Origin of the sequence: Streptomyces sp. NRRL F-5727 (assembly GCF_000719555.1) — a bacterium.
Lineage (GTDB): Bacteria > Actinomycetota > Actinomycetes > Streptomycetales > Streptomycetaceae > Streptomyces.
This window is the reverse complement of sequence record NZ_JOGX01000012.1, coordinates 16,449-35,654: the sequence shown is the minus strand read 5'-3', so window position 1 is coordinate 35,654 and position 19,206 is coordinate 16,449. Positions and strand designations below refer to the sequence as shown.

Here is a 19,206-nt window from a genome sequence, read left to right as displayed (position 1 = left end):
CGCGTATCGTCGCCCCATGCCCACGCCATACGGATCCCGCGGCGGCATGGCGTTCAGCGCGGACGAGCTGCGTGTGCTCCGACGCGCCCTCGCCAACGCCCTCCACCCCGCCCCCCTCCCGGACGAGGACGTCCGCGACGCCCTCCGCCTGGCCGCTTCCGTGGACGAGGCCGTGCGCGAGGCCGGGCGGCTGCGCGCCTTCCTCCTCGACGACCTCGCCCGCTACCGCGAGGCCCTCCCCGGCTCGCTCACCGGCTACCTGGACCTCCTGGAGGACGCCCTGGCCGACGGGTACGACCCCGCGGCCGACGACCTCGCCGCCCTGCGGGCCCTGCGCGGCAACCCGGCCGCCGCCCGGCTGCTGGCCCGCTGCCAGGCCCTCGCCGAGCGCTCGGTACGGGCCCGCCTCGCCCGCGTCTCCCAGGCCACCGCGAGCACCCCGTCCGTCTCCCGGGCCCGGCTGCTGGCCCTGCCCGGCGGGCGCGCCGCCGAGGAGCCCCGGCCCAAGCCGCCGACCCCGACCCCGACCGAGCGTCCGGTGCCCAAGCCCTCCGAGGTGTTCCCGCCGCGCCGCCGCCCCGTGCCCCCGCCCCCGCCCGAGGAACGGGTCGCGGGCTAGCTAGTCTGGACGCCATGGACTACGTATCCGCGCTTCTGCCCCCCGTCGTGATGGCCGCGTTCTTCATCGCCCTGATCGTCGTGATCGTCAAGACCCAGGGCGGCCCGAACAAGGCCAAGGAGGACGCCGCGGTCGACGCCGCCCTCGCCCGCGCGGAGTCCGCCCGCCAGGCGGACGGCACCGACGCGTAGGACCCGCGGAACCCGAGGGGCGCACGACCGTCTGCGGTCGGCGCCCCTTTTGTCGCCTTCTGGCAGCACTTCGACCATCAATGGGCGTTATTCACGGTTTCTCCCACTAGGCTGAGTCCGTGCCCCGTCCCCTGGGAGAACTCGAAGACGCCGTCATGACGCGCGTCTGGCAATGGAACCGCCCGGTGACCGTCCGGGAAGTCCTGGAAGACCTCCAGCAGGAACGCTCCATCGCCTACACCACCGTCATGACCGTCATGGACAATCTTCATCAGAAGGGCTGGGTGCGCAGGGAAGTCGAAGGCCGCGCCTATCGATATACGGCGGTCTCCACCCGCGCCGCCTACTCGGCCGCGCTCATGAACGAAGCCTGGGCGCAGAGCGACAACCCCGCGGCCGCCCTGGTCGCCTTCTTCGGGATGATGTCCCCGGAACAGCGCGAGTCCCTGAACGACGCCATCCGCATCGTCCAGCGCGACAACCCCCTTCCCGCGCCCGAGGAGGGCGGCGGGGAACCGGCGGCCTCCTAGCGGTACCGTCCCCCCATGTCGAAAGCCGTCACCGTACGCCGTGCCCGCACCTCCGACGTCGCCGCCGTGCGACGCCTGGTCGATCCGTACGCGCGCCGCGGCATCCTCCTCGACAAGGCCACGGTGACGTTTTACGAGGCCATCCAGGAGTTCTGGGTAGCGGAACGCGACGAGGACGCCGAGGTCGTCGGAGTCGGCGCCCTGCACGTCATGTGGGAAGACCTCGCGGAAGTCCGCACGCTCGCCGTCGATCCCGAGTTCAAGGGCGCCGGCATCGGTCATCAGCTGCTCACCAAGTTGTTGCAGACCGCGCGCTGGCTCGGTGTGCGCAGGGTTTTCTGTCTCACCTTCGAAGTGGACTTCTTCGCGAAGCACGGCTTCGTCGAGATCGGCGAGACCCCGGTCGACGGAGATGTCTACGCCGAGCTCCTCCGTTCCTATGACGAGGGCGTCGCCGAGTTCCTCGGTCTCGAACGAGTGAAGCCGAACACCTTGGGCAACAGCCGGATGCTTCTGCACCTGTGACCGGAAGCCCGGCGGAAGCCTGAACGGAACCCCCGGCGGAACCCGCGACGGAACCCAAGACGGATCCCTATGTCCGAATCGCGCACGTTTCCCGCGTTGCCGGGGTTCTGAACCTCTGCCAGGGGTTTGTGTTTTTCCGGGAAAAGCGGTTTCCTTTCCGCGTACTGCATTTTCGATGAAAGGAAATCCGGTGGCACAGAAGGTTCAGGTCCTTCTTGTCGACGACCTCGACGGCGTCGAGGCGGACGAGACCGTGACGTTCGCGCTGGACGGCAAGACCTACGAGATCGACCTCACCACCGCCAACGCGGAAAAGCTCCGTGGCCTGCTCGAGCCGTACACCACGAACGGGCGTCGCACCGGCGGCCGCACCACCACGGGCCGCGGCAAGGGCCGCGTCGCCGCCTCCGGCAGCCAGGACACGGCGAAGATCCGCGCGTGGGCCAAGGAGAACGGCATGGAGGTCAACGACCGCGGCCGCGTCCCCGCCCACGTCAAGGCGGCCTACGAGGACGCGAACCGCTGAGGCGTCCCCCGCTGAGCCGCCGGTCCGTCGGCCCGGGCGCTCAGCAGCCGCAGCCGATGGCACTCCACCGCGGCCGCGGCGACCAGGCGCGTCAGGCACGGGGCCTCCGCACGGCCCCACGGCCCGGACCTCACCGCCGGAAGCGAGGACTCCACCTCGCGCCCCGGCTCGGGGGCCCGCAGCCACACGGCGGCGCCCGGCGCGCCGGAGCCACCCCGCCCCGGAGGCAGGGGAGCGGTCATCCGGCCGTCGGCGCCCAGCGCCACGAGATCCAGTGAGATCCCGCCCCACTCCAGCCATTCCAGCAGGCCGGGAAGGTCCTCCGAGGCCCCCGCGGCCACCAGGAACCGCATCCGGCGCCCCATCAGCGCCACCGGCCCGGTCGCCGCGCCCACCCGGCGCAGCACCTCCCGGCCGGCCGCCGCGGGCAGCTCCAGCACGTCGAAGCGGAGCCCCGTCACCAGCTGCACCGGCGGGCCCGGCACCGTCGCCCAGCCGAGCTCCCGCTCGTACCAGAGCGCGAGCGCCCGTCCGCCGTCGATCGGCGAGCGGGGAAGCGGGACGGTGAGGGCCATGCCCGGGGAACTCCCGGGGAGCCGGGTTGGTTACGGCCCCGGGCGTCACCGGTGACGTAACGTTCCGGTCCGGGGACCCGAGGTGTCCGGTAATGGGGCGTACGAGTGCATTCGGCGACGCGACCGTGTTCGCTGGTAGCGGAGGGACCCCGGGTGCGCCGCATGGAGTGTCGGACCCTACGGGTAAGACATTCCTAGTGGAGAGGGGTGACCCGTACGGCCGGGCCGTCTCACGTTCGCCATCGGCGTACTCAAGGCGGGGGTAACTGCTTGGCCTGCGGGAACATCGTCTCGCACCATCGAGTTGGAGCATTTGTCGGCTGTTCGGCAGCGGGACACCCCAGCGACAAGGGGGTGATCCGGACGGATGTCGGCAGTTGGAATGAGCGGTCCCCGCTTGCGGGACTAAGCTGCGGAAGGACAGGGAGGGGATCGACCCCTAACTGACTGACCGCTCTGAGGAGCGATTAACGATGTTCGAGAGGTTCACCGACCGCGCGCGGCGGGTTGTCGTCCTGGCTCAGGAAGAAGCCCGGATGCTCAACCACAACTACATCGGCACCGAGCACATCCTTCTGGGCCTTATCCACGAGGGTGAGGGTGTCGCCGCTAAGGCCCTGGAGAGCCTCGGGATTTCGCTCGAGGCGGTCCGCCAGCAGGTGGAGGAGATCATCGGCCAGGGCCAGCAGGCCCCGTCCGGGCACATCCCCTTCACCCCTCGTGCCAAGAAGGTCCTGGAGCTGTCGCTCCGCGAGGCCCTCCAGCTCGGCCACAACTACATCGGCACCGAGCACATCCTGCTCGGCCTGATCCGCGAGGGCGAGGGCGTCGCCGCCCAGGTCCTCGTGAAGCTGGGCGCCGACCTCAACCGGGTGCGGCAGCAGGTCATCCAGCTGCTCTCCGGCTACCAGGGCAAGGAAGCCGCCACCGCCGGCGGTCCTGCCGAGGGCACCCCCTCGACGTCCCTGGTCCTCGACCAGTTCGGCCGCAACCTCACCCAGGCGGCGCGCGAGTCCAAGCTCGACCCGGTCATCGGGCGCGAGAAGGAGATCGAGCGGGTCATGCAGGTGCTGTCCCGCCGCACCAAGAACAACCCGGTCCTCATCGGCGAGCCCGGCGTCGGCAAGACCGCCGTCGTCGAGGGCCTGGCGCAGGCCATCGTCAAGGGCGAGGTGCCCGAGACCCTCAAGGACAAGCACCTCTACACCCTGGACCTCGGCGCGCTGGTCGCCGGCTCCCGCTACCGCGGTGACTTCGAGGAGCGCCTGAAGAAGGTCCTCAAGGAGATCCGCACCCGCGGCGACATCATCCTGTTCATCGACGAGCTCCACACCCTCGTGGGTGCGGGCGCCGCCGAGGGCGCGATCGACGCCGCCAGCATCCTCAAGCCGATGCTGGCCCGCGGTGAGCTCCAGACCATCGGTGCCACCACGCTCGACGAGTACCGCAAGTACCTGGAGAAGGACGCCGCGCTGGAGCGCCGCTTCCAGCCCATCCAGGTCGCCGAGCCGTCGCTGCCGCACACCATCGAGATCCTCAAGGGTCTGCGCGACCGGTACGAGGCGCACCACCGCGTCTCCATCACCGACGAGGCCCTCGTCCAGGCCGCGACCCTGGCCGACCGGTACATCTCGGACCGCTTCCTCCCGGACAAGGCGATCGACCTGATCGACGAGGCCGGCTCCCGGATGCGCATCCGCCGGATGACCGCGCCGCCGGACCTCCGCGAGTTCGACGAGAAGATCGCCGGCGTCCGCCGCGACAAGGAGTCCGCGATCGACTCGCAGGACTTCGAGAAGGCCGCGTCCCTGCGCGACAAGGAGAAGCAGCTCCTCGCCGCGAAGGCCAAGCGGGAGAAGGAGTGGAAGGCCGGCGACATGGACGTCGTCGCCGAGGTCGACGGCGATCTGATCGCCGAGGTCCTCGCGACCGCCACCGGCATCCCGGTCTTCAAGCTGACCGAGGAGGAGTCCTCGCGCCTGCTCCGCATGGAGGACGAGCTCCACAAGCGCGTCATCGGCCAGAAGGACGCCGTCATCGGCCTCTCGCGCGCCATCCGGCGCACGCGGGCCGGTCTGAAGGACCCGAAGCGTCCCGGTGGCTCGTTCATCTTCGCCGGTCCGTCCGGTGTCGGTAAGACCGAGCTTTCCAAGGCGCTCGCCGAATTCCTCTTCGGCGACGAGGACGCGATGATCTCCCTCGACATGTCGGAGTTCAGCGAGAAGCACACGGTTTCCCGTCTCTTCGGTTCGCCGCCCGGATACGTCGGCTACGAAGAGGGCGGCCAGCTCACCGAGAAGGTGCGCCGCAAGCCGTTCTCCGTCGTCCTCTTCGACGAGGTCGAGAAGGCCCACCCCGATATCTTCAATTCCCTGCTCCAGATCCTGGAGGACGGTCGCCTGACCGACTCCCAGGGCCGGGTCGTGGACTTCAAGAACACGGTCATCATCATGACGACCAACCTCGGGACCAGGGACATCTCGAAGGGCTTCAACCTGGGCTTCGCGGCCCAGGGCGACACGAAGTCCAACTACGAGCGGATGAAGGCGAAGGTCAGCGAGGAGTTGAAGCAGCACTTCCGCCCCGAGTTCCTCAACCGTGTGGACGACGTCATCGTCTTCCCGCAGCTGACCCAGGACGACATCCTCCAGATCGTCGACCTGATGATCGGCCGCGTGGACGAGCGCCTCAAGGACCGGGACATGGGCATCGAGCTCTCCCAGTCCGCCAAGGAGCTCCTGGCGAAGAAGGGCTACGACCCGGTCCTGGGTGCCCGCCCGCTCCGCCGGACGATCCAGCGCGAGATCGAGGACACCCTGTCCGAGAAGATCCTCTTCGGCGACCTCCGCCCCGGCCACATCGTGGTCGTGGACACGGAGGGCGAGGGCGAGGAGCGCGCGTTCACCTTCCGCGGCGAGGAGAAGTCGGCCCTGCCGGACGCTCCGCCGGTCGCGGCGGGCGACTCGGGCCCGAACCTGTCCAAGGACGCGTGACGCACGCGCGGAGCGTGTAGCGCCACCTCAGGGGCGGCCCCGGAACCAGACGGTTCCGGGGCCGCCCCTTTTCGTGATGCTGTCTGAGGGTGCTCCGGACGGCCTCGGGACGGCCTCCGGACGGCTCAGGGGCCGGGGCGGCCTCCCTGGCGGGTTCGGGGCGGGCTCTCGGGGCGGGGCGGGCGGGGCTCGGGCGCGGCCTGGGGGGCCTCAGGGGAGTTCGACGAGTCCGAGGGACGGTCTCCGGGCGGGCTTCGGGACGGACTCCGGGCGGGGCGGGGTCGGGACGGCCTCAGGGTCCGAGAGGAGTCCGCAGGATGGTCTCCGGGCGCCCTTCCGACGGGCTTCCGGCGGCTCCGGTTGCGTGACCCAGGTCCCAATGGCAGGGCCGGCGCGGTGACAAGGCGCACAGGGGTTTCAGGGGGTACTAGACGGGATCGTAGCCCTGATAAGGGGCGAATCGGGACGTTCAGGCGTCAACCAACGGGACCTCGGTCCCGAGTGGGTCGAATCGGGCGCCGCGCCGTCTTTCGGGCCTTTCCCCGCACCGGCGACATGCGGCTAAACCCGGAAGCTTGGGACGGTATGTCCGATTTCGCGGGCGGTCTCCCGGGGTGTCAAGGGCCGTATTCCTGTGGAGATCGCTACGACCCGGTGTCGTAGATGGGGTGTTTTGGGATGACCTGGGTGCCGGGTTACCAAGGAACAGCCAGCCCGGCGCAACGCACCGATCGCGTCGGGTCCCGTTCTGTCCGGAGGTCTTCCCCCGTATGTCGAAGCGCGTCATGAACCCCGCCGTCCGAGTCACCGCCGTCGCCCTCGCCACCGCGGGTCTGGGAGCGTCGCTGGTGGCCGGAGCCGGGTCCGCCTTCGCCGCCGAGAGCAAGGCCGCCCCGGTCGCCGGTACCGCGGCCGCCGCCGTCGAGGCGCAGGCCGTCACCCAGGCCAAGGTCGCCGCCCAGGCGAAGGTCGCCGCCCAGGCGAAGGCCGCCAAGGCCGCCAAGGCCGCTCAGGCCGCCAAGGTGAAGGCCGCGGCCGCGAAGGCCGCCGCCAAGCCGGCCGCCGCGAAGAAGGCCAAGGGCTGGGTCAAGCCGGTCACCGCGTACACCCTCACCGCCAGCTACAACCAGGGCGGCGCCATGTGGTCCCACAAGCACTCCGGCCAGGACTTCGCCGTCCCGGTCGGCACCCCGGTCAAGGCCGCGGGCTCGGGCACCGTCGTGAAGGCCGGCCCGAACGGCGGCGGCGACGGCCCCGCGTACGGCAACGCCATCGTGGTGCGACACGCCAACGGCACGTACTCGCAGTACGCCCACCTGTCGAAGATCCAGGTCCACGTCGGCCAGAAGGTCGCCGCCGGCCAGAAGATCGCCCTCTCGGGCAACACCGGAAACTCCTCCGGCCCGCACCTGCACTTCGAGATCCGTACGACCCCGAACTACGGCTCCGCCGTCAACCCGGCCGCCTTCCTGCGGAACCACGGCGTGACCATCTGACGCTGACGCGGATCAGGCCCGGTGGGCCTGCTCGATCAGATCGAGGGCGACCTCGAGGACGGCTTCCTGCTTCTCCTCGGGGTCGTCCTCGTCCGCGTTCTGCATGAAGAACGTGCCCGCGTGCAGGGTGAAGATCGAGCTCATGGCGCGGACCCGGTCCTTCATCGGGGCCTCGGGCTCCTGGATGTACTCGTAGAGCGCGAGCAGCCGCTCCTTGAAGGTGAGGCCGATGCTGAGCTCGCGCACGGTCGCCTGGTTCTCGTGCATGAAGCGGAACAGCGGGGCCGCGGCGAGCAGGCAGAGCTGGTAGCGGCGCAGGATCTCCCGCTTGGTCTCCAGGGTGCGCGGCTGCTCGGCGGCCCAGGTGAGCAGCTCGTCCATCGGGCGCGTGAGGTCCTGGAAGATCCCGATGATGATGTCTTCCTTGGTCTTGAAGTGGTAGTACAGCGCGGCCTTGGTGACGTCGAGGCGTTCCGCGATCTCCCGCAGCGAGGTCTTCTCGTAGCCCTGCTCGGCGAAGAGCTCGAGAGCCACGTCCTGGATGCGCTGGCGGGTATTGCCTCGGGCCATGGCTGTTCACTCCCACTTTCCACAAAACTTACTTGACGACCGGCAAGTGACACGCCTACCGTCCCCAGTGTAGTAACTAGCCGGGCGGCAAGTAAGGGGACGGTCATGACGGACACGGCGGCATCGAAACAGGCGCAGGAGCAGCCGGAAGCGCAGCGCAGCGTGCGCGTGGTCCTCCTCGCCCTCATGATCGCGATGCTCCTCGCGATGCTGGACAACATGATCATCGGCACCGCGATGCCGACCATCGTCGGCGAGCTCGGCGGCCTGGAGCACCTCTCCTGGGTCGTCACCGCCTACACCCTCGCCACCGCCGCCTCCACCCCCATCTGGGGCAAGCTCGGCGACATGTACGGCCGCAAGGGCGTCTTCCTCACCTCGATCGTGATCTTCCTGATCGGCTCGGCGCTCAGCGGCATGGCCCAGGACATGGGCCAGCTCATCGCCTTCCGCACGGTGCAGGGCCTCGGCGCGGGCGGCCTGATGGTCGGCGTGATGGCGATCATCGGCGACCTGATCCCGCCCCGGGAGCGGGGCAAGTACCAGGGCATGATGGCCGGCGTGATGGCCCTCGCCATGATCGGCGGCCCGCTGGTCGGCGGCACCATCACCGACCACTGGGGCTGGCGCTGGTCCTTCTACATCAACCTGCCGCTCGGCGCCGTCGCCCTCGCCATGGTCACCGCCGTCCTCCACCTGCCGAAGAAGCAGCGGGCGAAGGGCACCCGGATCGACTTCCTCGGCGCCGCGCTGCTGACCGTCGGCATCACCGCGATCGTCCTCGTCACCACCTGGGGCGGCACCGAGTACGCCTGGGGCTCTGCCACCATCGTCGGCCTCGCCGTCGCAGGCGTGGCCGCCCTCGCCGCCTTCCTGTACGTGGAGACCCGAGCGAGCGACCCGATCATGCCGCTGCACATCTTCCGCAGCCGCAACTTCACGCTGATGTCGCTGATCGGCTTCATCACCGGCTTCGTCATGTTCGGCGCGGTCCTCTACCTGCCGATCTTCCAGCAGTCCGTGCAGGGCGCCTCGGCCACCAACTCCGGCCTGCTGCTCCTGCCGATGCTGCTGTCGATGATGGTCGTCTCGCTGGTCGTCGGCCGCGTCACCACCAGCACCGGCAAGTACAAGATCTTCCCGCTCGCGGGCGGCGCCCTGATGATCGTGGGCCTGTTCCTGCTCTCCACGATGGATACCGGCACGACCCGTCTGGTCTCCGGGGTCTACATGGCGCTGCTCGGCGCGGGCATGGGCTTCCTGATGCAGATCACCATGCTCGTCGCCCAGAACAGCGTCGAGATGAAGGACATGGGCGTGGCCTCCAGCTCCACCACCCTCTTCCGGACCCTCGGCTCCTCCTTCGGCGTCGCCATCATGGGCGCGCTCTTCACCAGCCGGGTCCAGGACGAGATGGCCGCCGGCGGCGGCTCCGCCGTCACCGAGCGCACCGCCCAGCTGGACGCCGCGAGCCTGGCCAAGCTGCCGGAGGCGCTGCGCGAGGCGTACCAGCACGCGGTCGCCGTCGGCACCCACTCCGCCTTCCTCGTCGGCTCGGCGGTCGCGGTGATCGGCTTCGTCCTCGCCTTCTTCGTCAAGGAGGTGGCGCTGCGCGGCGCCGGCCCCGCGCCCGCGGAGCAGCCGGCCGGGGACGGCTCGGCGAAGGTCGCCGAGACCGTCTAGAAGGCAGTGCGCACGCGCGTGGGGCCGGGTCTCTTCGGAAACCCGGCCCCACGCGCGCGTACCGGCCCGCTACTCCGGGAGCCGCAGGATCGGGAAGCTGCCCGTGTTCGTCGGCGCGTGGTCCGGCAGCCACAGCACCGCCACGGCCCCGCCGACCCCCTCCGGCGCCGCCTCGAAGGCCACGTTCCGGAAGGTCAGCCGGGCGCCGAGGACCCGCGCCTGACCGGCTGCGATGGTCAGGCCCAGGCCGTGGCCCTGCCCCGCCCGGTCGCTCGTGCCGGTACGGAAGCGGCTCGGGCCCTCGCGGAGCAGCGCCTCGGGGAAGCCGGGGCCGTGGTCCCGTACGCGGACCACCCGGCCCTCTACGGTGACCTCCACCGGGCCCTTGCCGTGCTTGGCCGCGTTGGCCAGCAGATTGCCGAGGATCCGCTCCAGCCGGCGCGGGTCCGTCGACACCCAGGACTCGTGCACCACCCGGATCTCCGCGTCCGGGAACATCGACCGCACCCGGCGCTCCACGAACTCGCCGAGCGCGATCTCCTGGAGCTCCGCCCGCTCCGAGGCCCCGTCGAGCCGGGCCACCTCCAGGACGTCCTCGACCAGCGTCCGCATCGCCTGCGCCCGGTCCCGTACCAGCTCGGTCGGACGCCCCGGGGGCAGCAGCTCGGCCGCCGTCAGCAGCCCGGTCACCGGGGTGCGCAGCTCGTGCGCGATGTCCGCGGTGACCCGCCGCTCGGCCTCGATCCGCTCGTTGAGGGCGTCGGTGAGCGAGTCGATGGCCCACGCGAGGTCGTCGGTCTCGTCCCGTACGACTCCGCCGACGGCGTCCCGCACCCGGACGTCGCCGTTGCCCTGGGCGACCCGCCCGGCCGCCGCCGCGGCCTTCCGCAGCCGCCGGGAGAGCTGCCCGCCGACCAGGATGCCGAGCGCGCAGCCGCCGAACACCACCGAGACCGAGCCGATGACCAGCGCCCGGTCGAGGTCCTTCATGATCGTGGCGCTGCGGTCGGCGAAGGGGATGTGCAGCGACAGCACGTCGCCGTTGGCCAGCGGCACCGCCGCCCAGACGTCCGGCGGCCCGCCGTGCCGGTGCTCCTGGACGTACGTGCCCCGCCGCTGGTCGCGCATCAGCTGGTCGAGCTGGTCCGGCAGCGCCGGGTCGTTGAGCTTGGCGCCGAAGCGCGGCTCCTTCGGCTTGGAGGTCTCGTACAGGCGCTGGGCGAAGAGCAGCCGTTCCATCTGCACCTCGCGCGCGTTGTCCAGCATCGAGATGCGGGCGGCGTTGTGCACGACGACGCTGAGGGTGACCGCGATCAGCGCGCCGACCGCCGCGATGGCCAGGGCGATCTTCCAGCGGACGCCGGTGCGGAGCGGGAGCGCTCTCACCGATCAGCCCCTGAGCTTGTAGCCGAAGCCGCGGACCGTCTCGATCCGGTCCTGGCCGATCTTGGCCCGCAGCCGCTGCACGTGGACGTCGACGACCCGGGTGTCGCCGCCCCAGCCGTAGTCCCAGACGCGCTCCAAGAGCTTGTCGCGGGAGAGCACGGTGTTCGGCGCGGACGAGAACTCGAGCAGCAGCCGCATCTCGGTCGGCGTCAGCGCCACCGGCTCGCCGCCCCGCCGCACCTCCATGCCCTCGGTGTCGACCTCCAGGTCGCCGTCGCCGAAGACGAGCGGCCCGCCGTCGCCGGCGTGCTCCGCCGTCCCGTCGCCCGTCCCGTTGCCCGCCGCGTGGCCGAAGCGGCGCAGCACGGCCCGGATGCGGGCCATCAGCACGGAGCCGTCGAAGGGCTTGGTCACGTAGTCGTCCGCCCCGGCCTCCAGGCCGAGGACGACGTCGATCGAGTCGGCGCGCGCCGACAGCATGATCACCGGCACGGTCGACTCGTCGCGGATGCGGCGGCACAGGCTGACCCCGTCCATGCCGGGCAGCATCACGTCGAGCAGCGCGATGTCCGGGCGGTGGGCGCGGAAGGCGTCGAGCCCGGAGAGCCCGTCGGGCATGGCGGTGACGCGGAAGCCGTCCCGCTCCAGGGCGAGCTGGGTGGCCTCACGGATGACGTCGTCGTCCTCGACGAACAGGACATGGGTCTCGGCCATCGTGCGGGGTCCTTCGGTGTGGGTGGGGGGGATGGGGGCTCGGCCGGCGGGACGGGGGCTCAGCCGGCGGCGGACGGTTCCGGCGCCGGCTGCTCGGTGGCGCCGTCGCCCTCGCCCACGGCCCGGCTGTAGTCGTTGTGCACCCAGTCGTGCTGGGTGAACCTGTTCCCCGACCAGCGGTACGTGATGACGTCCTCGCCCGACGGGTACGCGACCGGGTCGTCCTCCGCGTACACCTGCTTCGTCACGATCAGGTCGCCGCGGTCGATGGTGCCGTAGACCGCCGCGTCCTCGGCCATGAAGACGTTCTCGTAGCCGTCGGCCGTGGCCGAGTCCCGGGCGGCGCTCCCGCCGGGCTGCTTGCGGTAGACGTAGGTGCCGATCCCGACCGCGTCCCCGCAGGTCATGACGTTGACGACGACGTCGGGCGCGGTGCCGTTCGTGAGGTTGCCGTACGAGGTGTCCACCGGGTACGCGTCGGCCACGCACGGCTTCAGGTCGTCCTTCACCCGCGCGCCGATCTTCGGGTCGCCCTTGAGCAGCGCGATCGGGTCCACCCGCTCGGCCGCCTTCGCCGAGCCCGAGTCCGCGGCGGGCGGGGTGGGGGCGGCGGCGGCCGTCGCGTCGGCGCGCGCCGCGCCCTCGTCGCGCGAACCCGTGCCGCCGGTCGAGCACGCGGCCACGAACAGGCCGAGGGCGGCGAGTCCGGCCATCGCCGTGACACCCGCCGCCTTCGTACCGGCCCCCAGGGGCGAACCGCCCCGGGACCCGGCTCCCGCCCCGGCGTCTCCGCCGGTTCTGCCGTCGCCGACTTCGCCGGCGCCGTCGTCTAGGCCGCGCACCGCTCGCGCCCTCCCTCGTCACCTCGCACGGCCGCCGCAGCCGACCGCTGTCCTCCGGTCCGCTCCACGGGCCGCCCCAGGGCGAGGGCGTTCAGGTCCCGGCTCTCCAGCTCCTGGCGGAGCCGGGCGAGCGCGCGGTGAAGCGTCGACTTCACGGTACCCGTCGACATGCCCAGGGCCGCCGCGGTCTCCTCCGTGCTCATCTGCTCCCAGTGCCGCAGCACCACGACGCTGCGCTGCTTGGGCGCCAGCACCCTCAGGATGTCCATCAGCAGGGCCCGGTCGGCGTGCTGCTCGGTCGGGTCCTCCACGCGCGCGTCCGGAAGCTGCTCGGTGGGCACCTCCTCCAGCCGGCGCGCCCGCCACCATTCCGTCCGCGTGTTGATCATGACCCGTCGCAGGTACGCGTCCGCCAGCGACTTGTCCGCGATCCCGTCCCACCGGCCGTACGTACGGACCAGCGCGGTCTGCAGGAGGTCCTGCGCGTCGACCGGGTCCGGGACGAGCCGGCGGGCGCTGCGCAGCAACGCGTCCTGCCGCGTGCGGACGTACTCCTCGAAGTCGAGCACCTCGCCCTGGCTCATCCCAGCCGCCTCCACATCCCCGTGACCTGCTTGTTCTCCGTGTCGACGACGACGCTACGGAGCGGTTGTCACGGGGGTGTGCGGGGCAGCCGTCGGTGGACGCACGGCTACCCATCGGTTGTGTAACAGCCAGGATCTTGGATCCAAGATCTCGGAGGGTGGATCCCGGATCCCGGATCCAGGATTTCGGCTCTCGGATCCAAGGCCCTGGATCCGAGATCTCGGAGGTTGGATCCGATTCCCCTCGCCTCAGGTCAGCGGCAGCCGGTACCGTCCGCCGTCCAGCGGCTCCACCAGACCGTCCGCGACCAGGCCGTCCAGGGCGCGGCCGCGCTGGACCGGCTCGTCCCAGACGGCGTCGAGGGCGGACTGGGGGACCGGGCCGGGGGCGTCGCGGAGGACGGCGAGGAGCCGGCCGCGGACCTGGCGGTCGGTGCCGGCGTAGGTCTGGCCGCGCCGGGGCGGGCCGTCGTGGGCGGGCTTGCCGGAGAGCAGCCAGGCGCAGCGGTCGGCGATGGGGCAGCGCCCGCAGTCCTCGTTCTTCGCCGTGCAGACCAGCGCGCCCAGCTCCATCGAGGCGGCGGCCCAGCGGGCGGCGGTGCCGTCGTCGTCGGGGAGGAGCGCGCGGGCGAGGCGCCGCTCGGCGGCGGTGGTGGCGTTCGGCGGGTACTGGACGCCGCTCGCCGCGCGGGCGAAGACGCGGCGCACGTTGGTGTCGAGGACGGCGTGCCGCTGCCCGTACGCGAAGGAGGCGACGGCCGCGGCGGTGTACTCGCCGATGCCGGGGAGGGCCAGGAGCTGCGCGTGGTCGCTCGGCACGTCGCCGCGGTGCCGGTCCCTTATCGCCACGGCCGCCGCGTGCAGCCGCAGGGCCCGGCGCGGGTAGCCGAGCCGGCCCCAGGCGCGGACGGCCTCGCCGGGCGGCTCGGCGGCCAGGTCGGCCGGGCGGGGCCAGCGCGCCAGCCACTGCTCGTACACCGGGAGCACCCGGACGACGGGGGTCTGCTGGAGCATGAACTCGCTGACCATGACGCCCCAGGCACCGGCCTCGGGGTGGCGCCAGGGCAGGTCACGGGCGTGCCGGTCGAACCAGGCGAGGACCGGCCCGTGCAGTTCGGCCGGGGCGACGGCGGGCGGGGCCGCCCCGGCGGGGACGGACAGGGAGGCGGGGGCATCGATGGAAGTCATGGCACCCCCGATCCTGGCACGTCCGGGGAGCGATCAGTACGCGCCGTGGCGCGCCCGCGAACGGCGCTCGGGGCGCGCGGAGGCGTGCGCCGGGGTCGCGGGCCCCCGCCCCGCGCACCACACGACCGCCGCGCTCCGGCTCGACCGGGCCGTCTCCACCAGTGCCGCCATGGGCCGGCGCGCGGCCCGCATGACGAGGAAGGCGACCAGGCCGCCGAGGAGCAGGCCGGCGGTGACGTCGTGCGGGTAGTGGACGCCGACGAAGACGCGGGAGAAGGCCATGAGGATCGCCATGGGCACGGTCAGCCAGACGATGCCGCGCCAGGAGAGGGCGAGCGCGACGGCGGCGGCCCCGGCGATGGCGGAGTGGTTGCTGGGGAAGGACCAGTCGCCGTAGGCGGGGCAGTCGATGAGCGCGGCGGGCGCCCCGGCGACGGCCCGGCACGGCCGCTCCTCGTCGATCAGCGACTTCAGGCCCTCGCTCACCACGTAACCGAAGGCGGTGGCGAGGGGGGCGAGGAGCGCGAGGGCCATCGCCTGGCTCGATCCGTTCCGCGAGCGCCACCACCCGGCCAGGAACAGCGCGCCGAACAGCAGCAGTCCGAGCTCCGTCCAGACTTCGGCGAGCCACTGGAACCAGTGCGGTGTGGTGTGCGCGAAGTCGAGGATGTCGAGGTAGAGCCGGTCGGAGAGGTCGAGGAGGTTGTCCATGGTGCATGACGCTAACCGGAATCCGGACCGTCGCGCCCCGGGCCAAGGAACGATACGACCCCTGACGAAAGTGGGGGAGGGGCGACGGCAGGGTCGATTTCCGGCCATGGCGGGGAGAGTTCCCGTCTCCGGAGGATGTGATCATCGGCAAAACTTGGGCTCTAGGGCGGCGGGTGGGGCGGGAGTTGGGCCGGATCTCTCGTAAGGTTCGGGGCGTGGGATCTTTGCGCAATCCGGTCGGGCCGCTTCCCTCCACCATCTACTGGCGACGGAGGGCGGTCGCGCTGTGCCTGATCGCGCTGCTCGCCCTGCTCACGCTATGGGCCGTCACCTCCGGTGACGGCGGCGGGAAGAAGACGAACGACGCCGCCAACGGCTCGGCCCCCGCGCCTTCCATCACTCCCGGCCCCGCCGGGACCGGCCCGGCCATCAGCCAACAGCCGGGCGGCCGCGACGAGTCGGGCGACTCCGGCGACGGGGGCGACTCCGGTGCGGGCGACGGCGGCGACGGCGCGGGTTCCGGTTCCGACGCCGGTTCCGGTACGGACGCGGGCGCGGGCTCAGGGGACGGCGACGCCTCCGGTTCGAACGGTTCCGGTTCGGCCGGTTCCGGTACGCCGGGCAAGAACGGCGACACCGACGGCGCGGGCGGCGACGGCGGCGCGGGGGCCGGGGCCGGACAGCGCGTCCCGGCCGGCTCGCCGCTCCCGAACTGCCCGGCGGGATCCCTGGAGTTGACGCTGCGCAGCGCCAAGCTCACGTACGAGCCCGGCGAGAAGCCGCGCTTCCACCTCGTCGTCAAGAACACCTCGGACGCCGACTGCAAGGCGGATCTCGGCCCCCGCGCCGCGGTGCTGAAGATCAGCGACCCGCGGAACGAGCGGCTGTGGGCCTCCGACGACTGCCCGCGCCCCGGCGACCCGGTGCTGCTGAAGGTCCCCGCGGGCGCCACGATCACCCACACCGTGGAGTGGGACCTGCGCCGCAGCGCCCCGCAGTGCGCCACCGCCCCCGCGGGCGCGGCCGGTCCGGGCAACTACCTGGTCGAGGCGACCGTGCCCGGCGAGAAGACGGTCGCGGCGCCGTTCGCCCTCGCCAAGGACTGAGCCGGGGCACACCGCGCGTGCGGACGGCATCTGCGCCGACCGCCTCCGTGCCGACCGCCTCCGTGCGGACGGCCTCCGTGCGGACGGCCTCCGCGCGGGCGCCGGCCGTCAGACGTACCGCTCCAGGATCGACGACTCCGCCAGCCGCGACAGGCCCTCGCGGACGCTGCGGGCCCGGGCCTCGCCGACGCCGTCCACGGTCTGGAGGTCGTCGACGCTCGCCGCGAGCAGCTTCTGCAGCCCGCCGAAGTGCTCCACCAGACGCTCGATGATCGCCCCGGGCAGCCGCGGCACCTTGGCGAGCAGCCGGTAGCCGCGCGGCGAGACCGCCGAGTCCAGGGTCTCGGGGGAGCCGCTGTAGCCGAGGGCCCGCGCGACGACGGGCAGTTCGAGGAGCTCGGTGTGGGAGAGCGCGTCCAGCTCGGTCAGCGCCTCCGCGACCGTGCGGGAACGCTTCGCCGTCGGCTCCGGCACGTAGTCCCGGATCACCAGCTCGCGCTCCGGCTCCACGCCCGCGATCAGCTCGTCGAGCTGGAGCGAGAGCAGCCGGCCGTCGGTGCCGAGCTCGACCACGTACTCCGCGATCTCGGTGGCGATCCGGCGGACCATCTCCAGGCGCTGCGCGACGGCGGTGACGTCCCGGACGGTCACCAGGTCCTCGATCTCCAGCGCGGAGAGCGTGCCGGCCACCTCGTCGAGCCGGAGCTTGTACCGCTCCAGCGTCGCCAGGGCCTGGTTGGCCCGGGAGAGGATCGCGGCCGACTCCTCCAGGACCCGCCGCTCGCCGTTCACGTACAGCGCGATCAGCCGCATCGACTGGGAGACGGAGACGACGGGGAAGTTGCACTGCTTGGAGACCCGGTCCGCGGTGCGGTGGCGGGTGCCGGTCTCCTCGGTGGGGATGGAGGCGTCCGGGACCAGCTGCACACCGGCCCGGTGGATCTTGGTGATGTCCTTGTCGAGGACGAGCGCCCCGTCGAGCTTGCACAGCTCGCGCAGGCGCGTCGCGGCGAACTCGACGTCGATGACGAAGCCGCCGGTGCACATCGAGTCGACCGTCTTGTCCATGCCGAGGACGATCAGCCCACCGGTGTTCCCGCGGAGGATCCGCTCCAGGCCGTCGCGCAGGGCGGTGCCGGGCGCGACCGCGCTCAGCGCCGCGCGCATCAGTGCTTCGTTGCCGGAGCCCGCGCCGGACTTTCCAGGAGCTGCTGCCCCGTCCTTGGCTGCCACTGCACTCCTCCGGCTCGTACGGATGGGCGAGACCAGGGCAAAGTCTAGCGACACCACCCCGCCGCCCTGGGCCGCACGCCGGTCCGGGGTGCTCCGGAGGGGCACCCGCCGGGGCGGCCCGGTCGCGATCCGCCCTACCCGCCCGGCCGCGTGCCTACCCCTCCGCGACCCCACCGGAGTACCCGGGCACCGCCCCGGACGGCCCTGACGGCGCCCGCCCCGAGCACCGCCGGGGGCTCCGTAGGTCAGCCCCTCGGCCTCCTCCGTCAGCCCCGCCTCCTCCTCCGTCAGCCCCCCGCCTCCTCCGTCCGCCGGGCCGCGCGGCGGCTGGACGGCAGGACCCGCAGGGCGTCCCCCATGTCCGCGACCTCCGTCACCTTCATGCCCGGCGGCACCTTCCCCGGGTCGCCGGGGACCAGCGCGTGGGTGAAGCCGAGCCGGTGCGCCTCGGCGAGGCGGCGCTGTACGCCGGTGACCCGCCGCACCTCGCCCGCGAGGCCGACCTCGCCGATCGCGACCAGGTTCTTCGGCAGCGGGGTGTCGCTGGCGGCGGAGGCGAGCGCGAGCGCGATGGCCAGGTCGGCGGCGGGCTCGGACAGCTTCACCCCGCCCACGGTGGCGCTGTAGATGTCCCGCTTGCCCAGCGCGCTGATCCGGCCGCGCTGCTCCAGGACCGCCAGCATCATCGAGACCCGGGAGGTCTCCAGGCCGGAGGTGGTCCGGCGCGGGGACGGGATCTGGGAGTCCACGGTGAGCGCCTGCACCTCGGCGACCAGCGGCCGACGGCCCTCCAGGGTGACCGTCAGGCAGGTGCCGGGCACGGCCACGTCCCGGCGGGTCAGGAAGAGCCCGGACGGGTCGGCGAGACCGGTGATCCCCTCGTCGTGGAGCTCGAAGCAGCCCACCTCGTCCGTCGCCCCGTACCGGTTCTTCACGCCCCGGACCAGGCGCAGGCGCGCGTGCCGGTCGCCCTCGAAGTGCAGGACGACGTCGACCAGGTGCTCCAGGAGCCGGGGACCGGCGATCGCCCCGTCCTTCGTCACATGGCCGACGAGGAGCGTGGACATCCCGCGCTCCTTGGAGGCCCGGATCAGCGCGCCCGCGACCTCGCGGACCTGCGCCATGCCACCGGGGGCGCCGTCGATCTCCGGCGAGGCGACCGTCTGCACCGAGTCCAGGATCAGCAGCGAGGGCTTGACCTCGTCCAGATGGCCGAGGACCGCGGACAGGTCGGTCTCGGCCGCCAGGTACAGATGGTCGCTGAGCGCGTTGATCCGGTCCGCGCGGAGCCGGACCTGGCTCGCGGACTCCTCGCCCGTCACGTACAGCGTGCGGTGCGCGTCGCTCGCCGCCTTCGCCGCCACGTCGAGCAGCAGCGTGGACTTGCCGACGCCGGGCTCGCCCGCGAGCAGCACGACGGCGCCGGGCACCAGACCGCCGCCGAGGACCCGGTCCAGCTCGTCGACACCGGTCGTGCGGGCGGTCGCCTGCCGGCCGTCGACCTGGGCGATGGGGAGCGCGGCGGTGGAGACCCGGCCGGCGGCGGTGGTCCGGACGGCGGGCGCGCCGTACTCCTCGACCGTGCCCCACGCCTGGCATTCGGGGCAGCGGCCGAGCCACTTGGCCGTCTGCCAGCCGCATTCGGTGCAGCGGTAGGACGGACGGTCCTTGGTGGATTTCGTACGGGCAGCCATGCCCCACACCGTAGCCGCCGCCACCGACAGCGGACCGCCG

19 protein-coding genes are annotated in these 19,206 nt (G+C 72.0%); 9 read left to right on the top strand and 10 right to left on the bottom strand.

Going from position 1 to position 19,206, the window contains the following annotated elements; genetic code table 11:
* Positions 1-46 precede the first annotated feature (46 nt).
* The 5 genes from IF73_RS0111765 (at position 47) to IF73_RS0111745 (ending at position 2,391) form a co-directional block, all read left to right on the top strand.
* Positions 47-619 (top strand): hypothetical protein, encoded by a 573-nt coding sequence (locus IF73_RS0111765; protein WP_031006423.1) that lies wholly within the window; start codon positions 47-49, stop codon positions 617-619.
* 14 nt (positions 620-633) lie between these two features.
* Entirely contained in the window at positions 634-810 is a 177-nt protein-coding gene (locus tag IF73_RS41420) for a hypothetical protein (protein ID WP_031006421.1), read from the top strand.
* Between the two features lie 119 nt (positions 811-929).
* Complete coding sequence (locus IF73_RS0111755) at positions 930-1,340, top strand: BlaI/MecI/CopY family transcriptional regulator (RefSeq protein WP_031006419.1); 411 nt, start codon at positions 930-932, stop codon at positions 1,338-1,340.
* A gap of 15 nt (positions 1,341-1,355) precedes the next feature.
* Complete coding sequence (locus tag IF73_RS0111750) at positions 1,356-1,865, top strand: amino-acid N-acetyltransferase (RefSeq protein WP_031006417.1); 510 nt, start codon at positions 1,356-1,358, stop codon at positions 1,863-1,865.
* Positions 1,866-2,055: 190 nt separating this feature from the next.
* The gene (locus IF73_RS0111745; RefSeq protein ID WP_031006415.1) at positions 2,056-2,391 is read left to right on the top strand and encodes a histone-like nucleoid-structuring protein Lsr2; all 336 of its coding nucleotides are present in this window, start codon (positions 2,056-2,058) and stop codon (positions 2,389-2,391) included.
* On the opposite strand, the gene IF73_RS0111740 is transcribed toward IF73_RS0111745, so the two are convergent.
* Complete coding sequence (locus IF73_RS0111740) at positions 2,370-2,966, bottom strand: SCO3374 family protein (RefSeq protein WP_031006412.1); 597 nt, start codon at positions 2,964-2,966, stop codon at positions 2,370-2,372. The two genes, IF73_RS0111745 and IF73_RS0111740, sit on opposite strands and share 22 nt — an antisense overlap.
* A 473-nt stretch (positions 2,967-3,439) precedes the next feature.
* On the opposite strand from IF73_RS0111740, the gene IF73_RS0111735 reads away from it, so the two are divergent.
* Together IF73_RS0111735 and IF73_RS0111730 are read left to right on the top strand one after the other, a co-directional pair.
* Complete coding sequence (locus IF73_RS0111735) at positions 3,440-5,959, top strand: ATP-dependent Clp protease ATP-binding subunit (RefSeq protein WP_031006410.1); 2,520 nt, start codon at positions 3,440-3,442, stop codon at positions 5,957-5,959.
* Positions 5,960-6,729: 770 nt separating this feature from the next.
* Entirely contained in the window at positions 6,730-7,455 is a 726-nt protein-coding gene (locus tag IF73_RS0111730; protein ID WP_031006408.1) for a M23 family metallopeptidase, read from the top strand.
* Between the two features lie 12 nt (positions 7,456-7,467).
* Here IF73_RS0111730 and IF73_RS0111725 read toward each other — a convergent pair whose 3' ends face one another.
* Positions 7,468-8,025: a TetR/AcrR family transcriptional regulator gene (locus tag IF73_RS0111725; RefSeq protein ID WP_031006407.1), complete on the bottom strand. Its 558-nt coding sequence runs from the start codon at positions 8,023-8,025 to the stop codon at positions 7,468-7,470.
* Between the two features lie 105 nt (positions 8,026-8,130).
* Here IF73_RS0111725 and IF73_RS0111720 point away from each other — a divergent pair, with 105 nt between their 5' ends.
* Positions 8,131-9,708: an MDR family MFS transporter gene (locus IF73_RS0111720; RefSeq protein WP_031006405.1), complete on the top strand. Its 1,578-nt coding sequence runs from the start codon at positions 8,131-8,133 to the stop codon at positions 9,706-9,708.
* A 69-nt stretch (positions 9,709-9,777) separates the two neighbouring features.
* Here the strand turns inward: IF73_RS0111720 and cseC are convergent, their stop codons facing one another.
* The 6 genes from cseC to IF73_RS0111690 all read right to left on the bottom strand — a co-directional run bounded on the left by cseC (position 9,778) and on the right by IF73_RS0111690 (position 15,133).
* Positions 9,778-11,094: a two-component system sensor histidine kinase CseC gene (gene cseC / locus IF73_RS0111715; RefSeq protein ID WP_031006403.1), complete on the bottom strand. Its 1,317-nt coding sequence runs from the start codon at positions 11,092-11,094 to the stop codon at positions 9,778-9,780.
* Between the two features lie 3 nt (positions 11,095-11,097).
* Positions 11,098-11,808 carry a two-component system response regulator CseB gene (gene cseB, locus IF73_RS0111710; RefSeq protein ID WP_031006401.1) on the bottom strand — a complete coding sequence of 237 codons (711 nt, stop codon included), beginning with the start codon at positions 11,806-11,808 and terminating at the stop codon, positions 11,098-11,100.
* Positions 11,809-11,867: 59 nt separating this feature from the next.
* Complete coding sequence (locus IF73_RS0111705; protein WP_031006399.1) at positions 11,868-12,650, bottom strand: hypothetical protein; 783 nt, start codon at positions 12,648-12,650, stop codon at positions 11,868-11,870.
* Positions 12,638-13,234: a SigE family RNA polymerase sigma factor gene (locus tag IF73_RS0111700; RefSeq protein WP_031006397.1), complete on the bottom strand. Its 597-nt coding sequence runs from the start codon at positions 13,232-13,234 to the stop codon at positions 12,638-12,640. Before IF73_RS0111700 ends, IF73_RS0111705 begins: the two co-directional genes overlap by 13 nt.
* Positions 13,235-13,483: 249 nt before the next feature.
* Positions 13,484-14,422 carry an A/G-specific adenine glycosylase gene (locus IF73_RS0111695; protein WP_031006395.1) on the bottom strand — a complete coding sequence of 313 codons (939 nt, stop codon included), beginning with the start codon at positions 14,420-14,422 and terminating at the stop codon, positions 13,484-13,486.
* A gap of 33 nt (positions 14,423-14,455) precedes the next feature.
* Positions 14,456-15,133 (bottom strand): phosphatase PAP2 family protein, encoded by a 678-nt coding sequence (locus tag IF73_RS0111690; RefSeq protein WP_037878941.1) that lies wholly within the window; start codon positions 15,131-15,133, stop codon positions 14,456-14,458.
* A gap of 215 nt (positions 15,134-15,348) precedes the next feature.
* On the opposite strand from IF73_RS0111690, the gene IF73_RS0111685 reads away from it, so the two are divergent.
* Positions 15,349-16,239: a hypothetical protein gene (locus IF73_RS0111685; protein WP_063833421.1), complete on the top strand. Its 891-nt coding sequence runs from the start codon at positions 15,349-15,351 to the stop codon at positions 16,237-16,239.
* A 108-nt stretch (positions 16,240-16,347) separates the two neighbouring features.
* On the opposite strand, the gene disA is transcribed toward IF73_RS0111685, so the two are convergent.
* Together disA and radA are read right to left on the bottom strand one after the other, a co-directional pair.
* Positions 16,348-17,472 carry a DNA integrity scanning diadenylate cyclase DisA gene (gene disA / locus IF73_RS0111680; RefSeq protein ID WP_030497825.1) on the bottom strand — a complete coding sequence of 375 codons (1,125 nt, stop codon included), beginning with the start codon at positions 17,470-17,472 and terminating at the stop codon, positions 16,348-16,350.
* A gap of 287 nt (positions 17,473-17,759) precedes the next feature.
* Entirely contained in the window at positions 17,760-19,166 is a 1,407-nt protein-coding gene (gene radA / locus IF73_RS0111675) for a DNA repair protein RadA (RefSeq protein WP_031006388.1), read from the bottom strand.
* Positions 19,167-19,206 lie beyond the last annotated feature (40 nt).

Excerpts from the sequence above, each read along its gene's own strand:
- IF73_RS0111765 (WP_031006423.1), top strand. The coding sequence starts at position 47 with ATGGCGTTCAGCGCGGACGAGCTGCGTGTGCTCCGACGCGCCCTCGCC.
- IF73_RS41420 (WP_031006421.1), top strand. The coding sequence starts at position 634 with ATGGACTACGTATCCGCGCTTCTGCCCCCCGTCGTGATGGCCGCGTTC.
- IF73_RS0111750 (WP_031006417.1), top strand. The coding sequence starts at position 1,356 with ATGTCGAAAGCCGTCACCGTACGCCGTGCCCGCACCTCCGACGTCGCC.
- IF73_RS0111740 (WP_031006412.1), bottom strand. The coding sequence starts at position 2,966 with ATGGCCCTCACCGTCCCGCTTCCCCGCTCGCCGATCGACGGCGGACGG.
- IF73_RS0111735 (WP_031006410.1), top strand. The coding sequence starts at position 3,440 with ATGTTCGAGAGGTTCACCGACCGCGCGCGGCGGGTTGTCGTCCTGGCT.
- IF73_RS0111730 (WP_031006408.1), top strand. The coding sequence starts at position 6,730 with ATGTCGAAGCGCGTCATGAACCCCGCCGTCCGAGTCACCGCCGTCGCC.
- IF73_RS0111725 (WP_031006407.1), bottom strand. The coding sequence starts at position 8,025 with ATGGCCCGAGGCAATACCCGCCAGCGCATCCAGGACGTGGCTCTCGAG.
- IF73_RS0111720 (WP_031006405.1), top strand. The coding sequence starts at position 8,131 with ATGACGGACACGGCGGCATCGAAACAGGCGCAGGAGCAGCCGGAAGCG.
- cseB (WP_031006401.1), bottom strand. The coding sequence starts at position 11,808 with ATGGCCGAGACCCATGTCCTGTTCGTCGAGGACGACGACGTCATCCGT.
- IF73_RS0111700 (WP_031006397.1), bottom strand. The coding sequence starts at position 13,234 with ATGAGCCAGGGCGAGGTGCTCGACTTCGAGGAGTACGTCCGCACGCGG.
- IF73_RS0111695 (WP_031006395.1), bottom strand. The coding sequence starts at position 14,422 with ATGACTTCCATCGATGCCCCCGCCTCCCTGTCCGTCCCCGCCGGGGCG.
- IF73_RS0111690 (WP_037878941.1), bottom strand. The coding sequence starts at position 15,133 with ATGGACAACCTCCTCGACCTCTCCGACCGGCTCTACCTCGACATCCTC.
- radA (WP_031006388.1), bottom strand. The coding sequence starts at position 19,166 with ATGGCTGCCCGTACGAAATCCACCAAGGACCGTCCGTCCTACCGCTGC.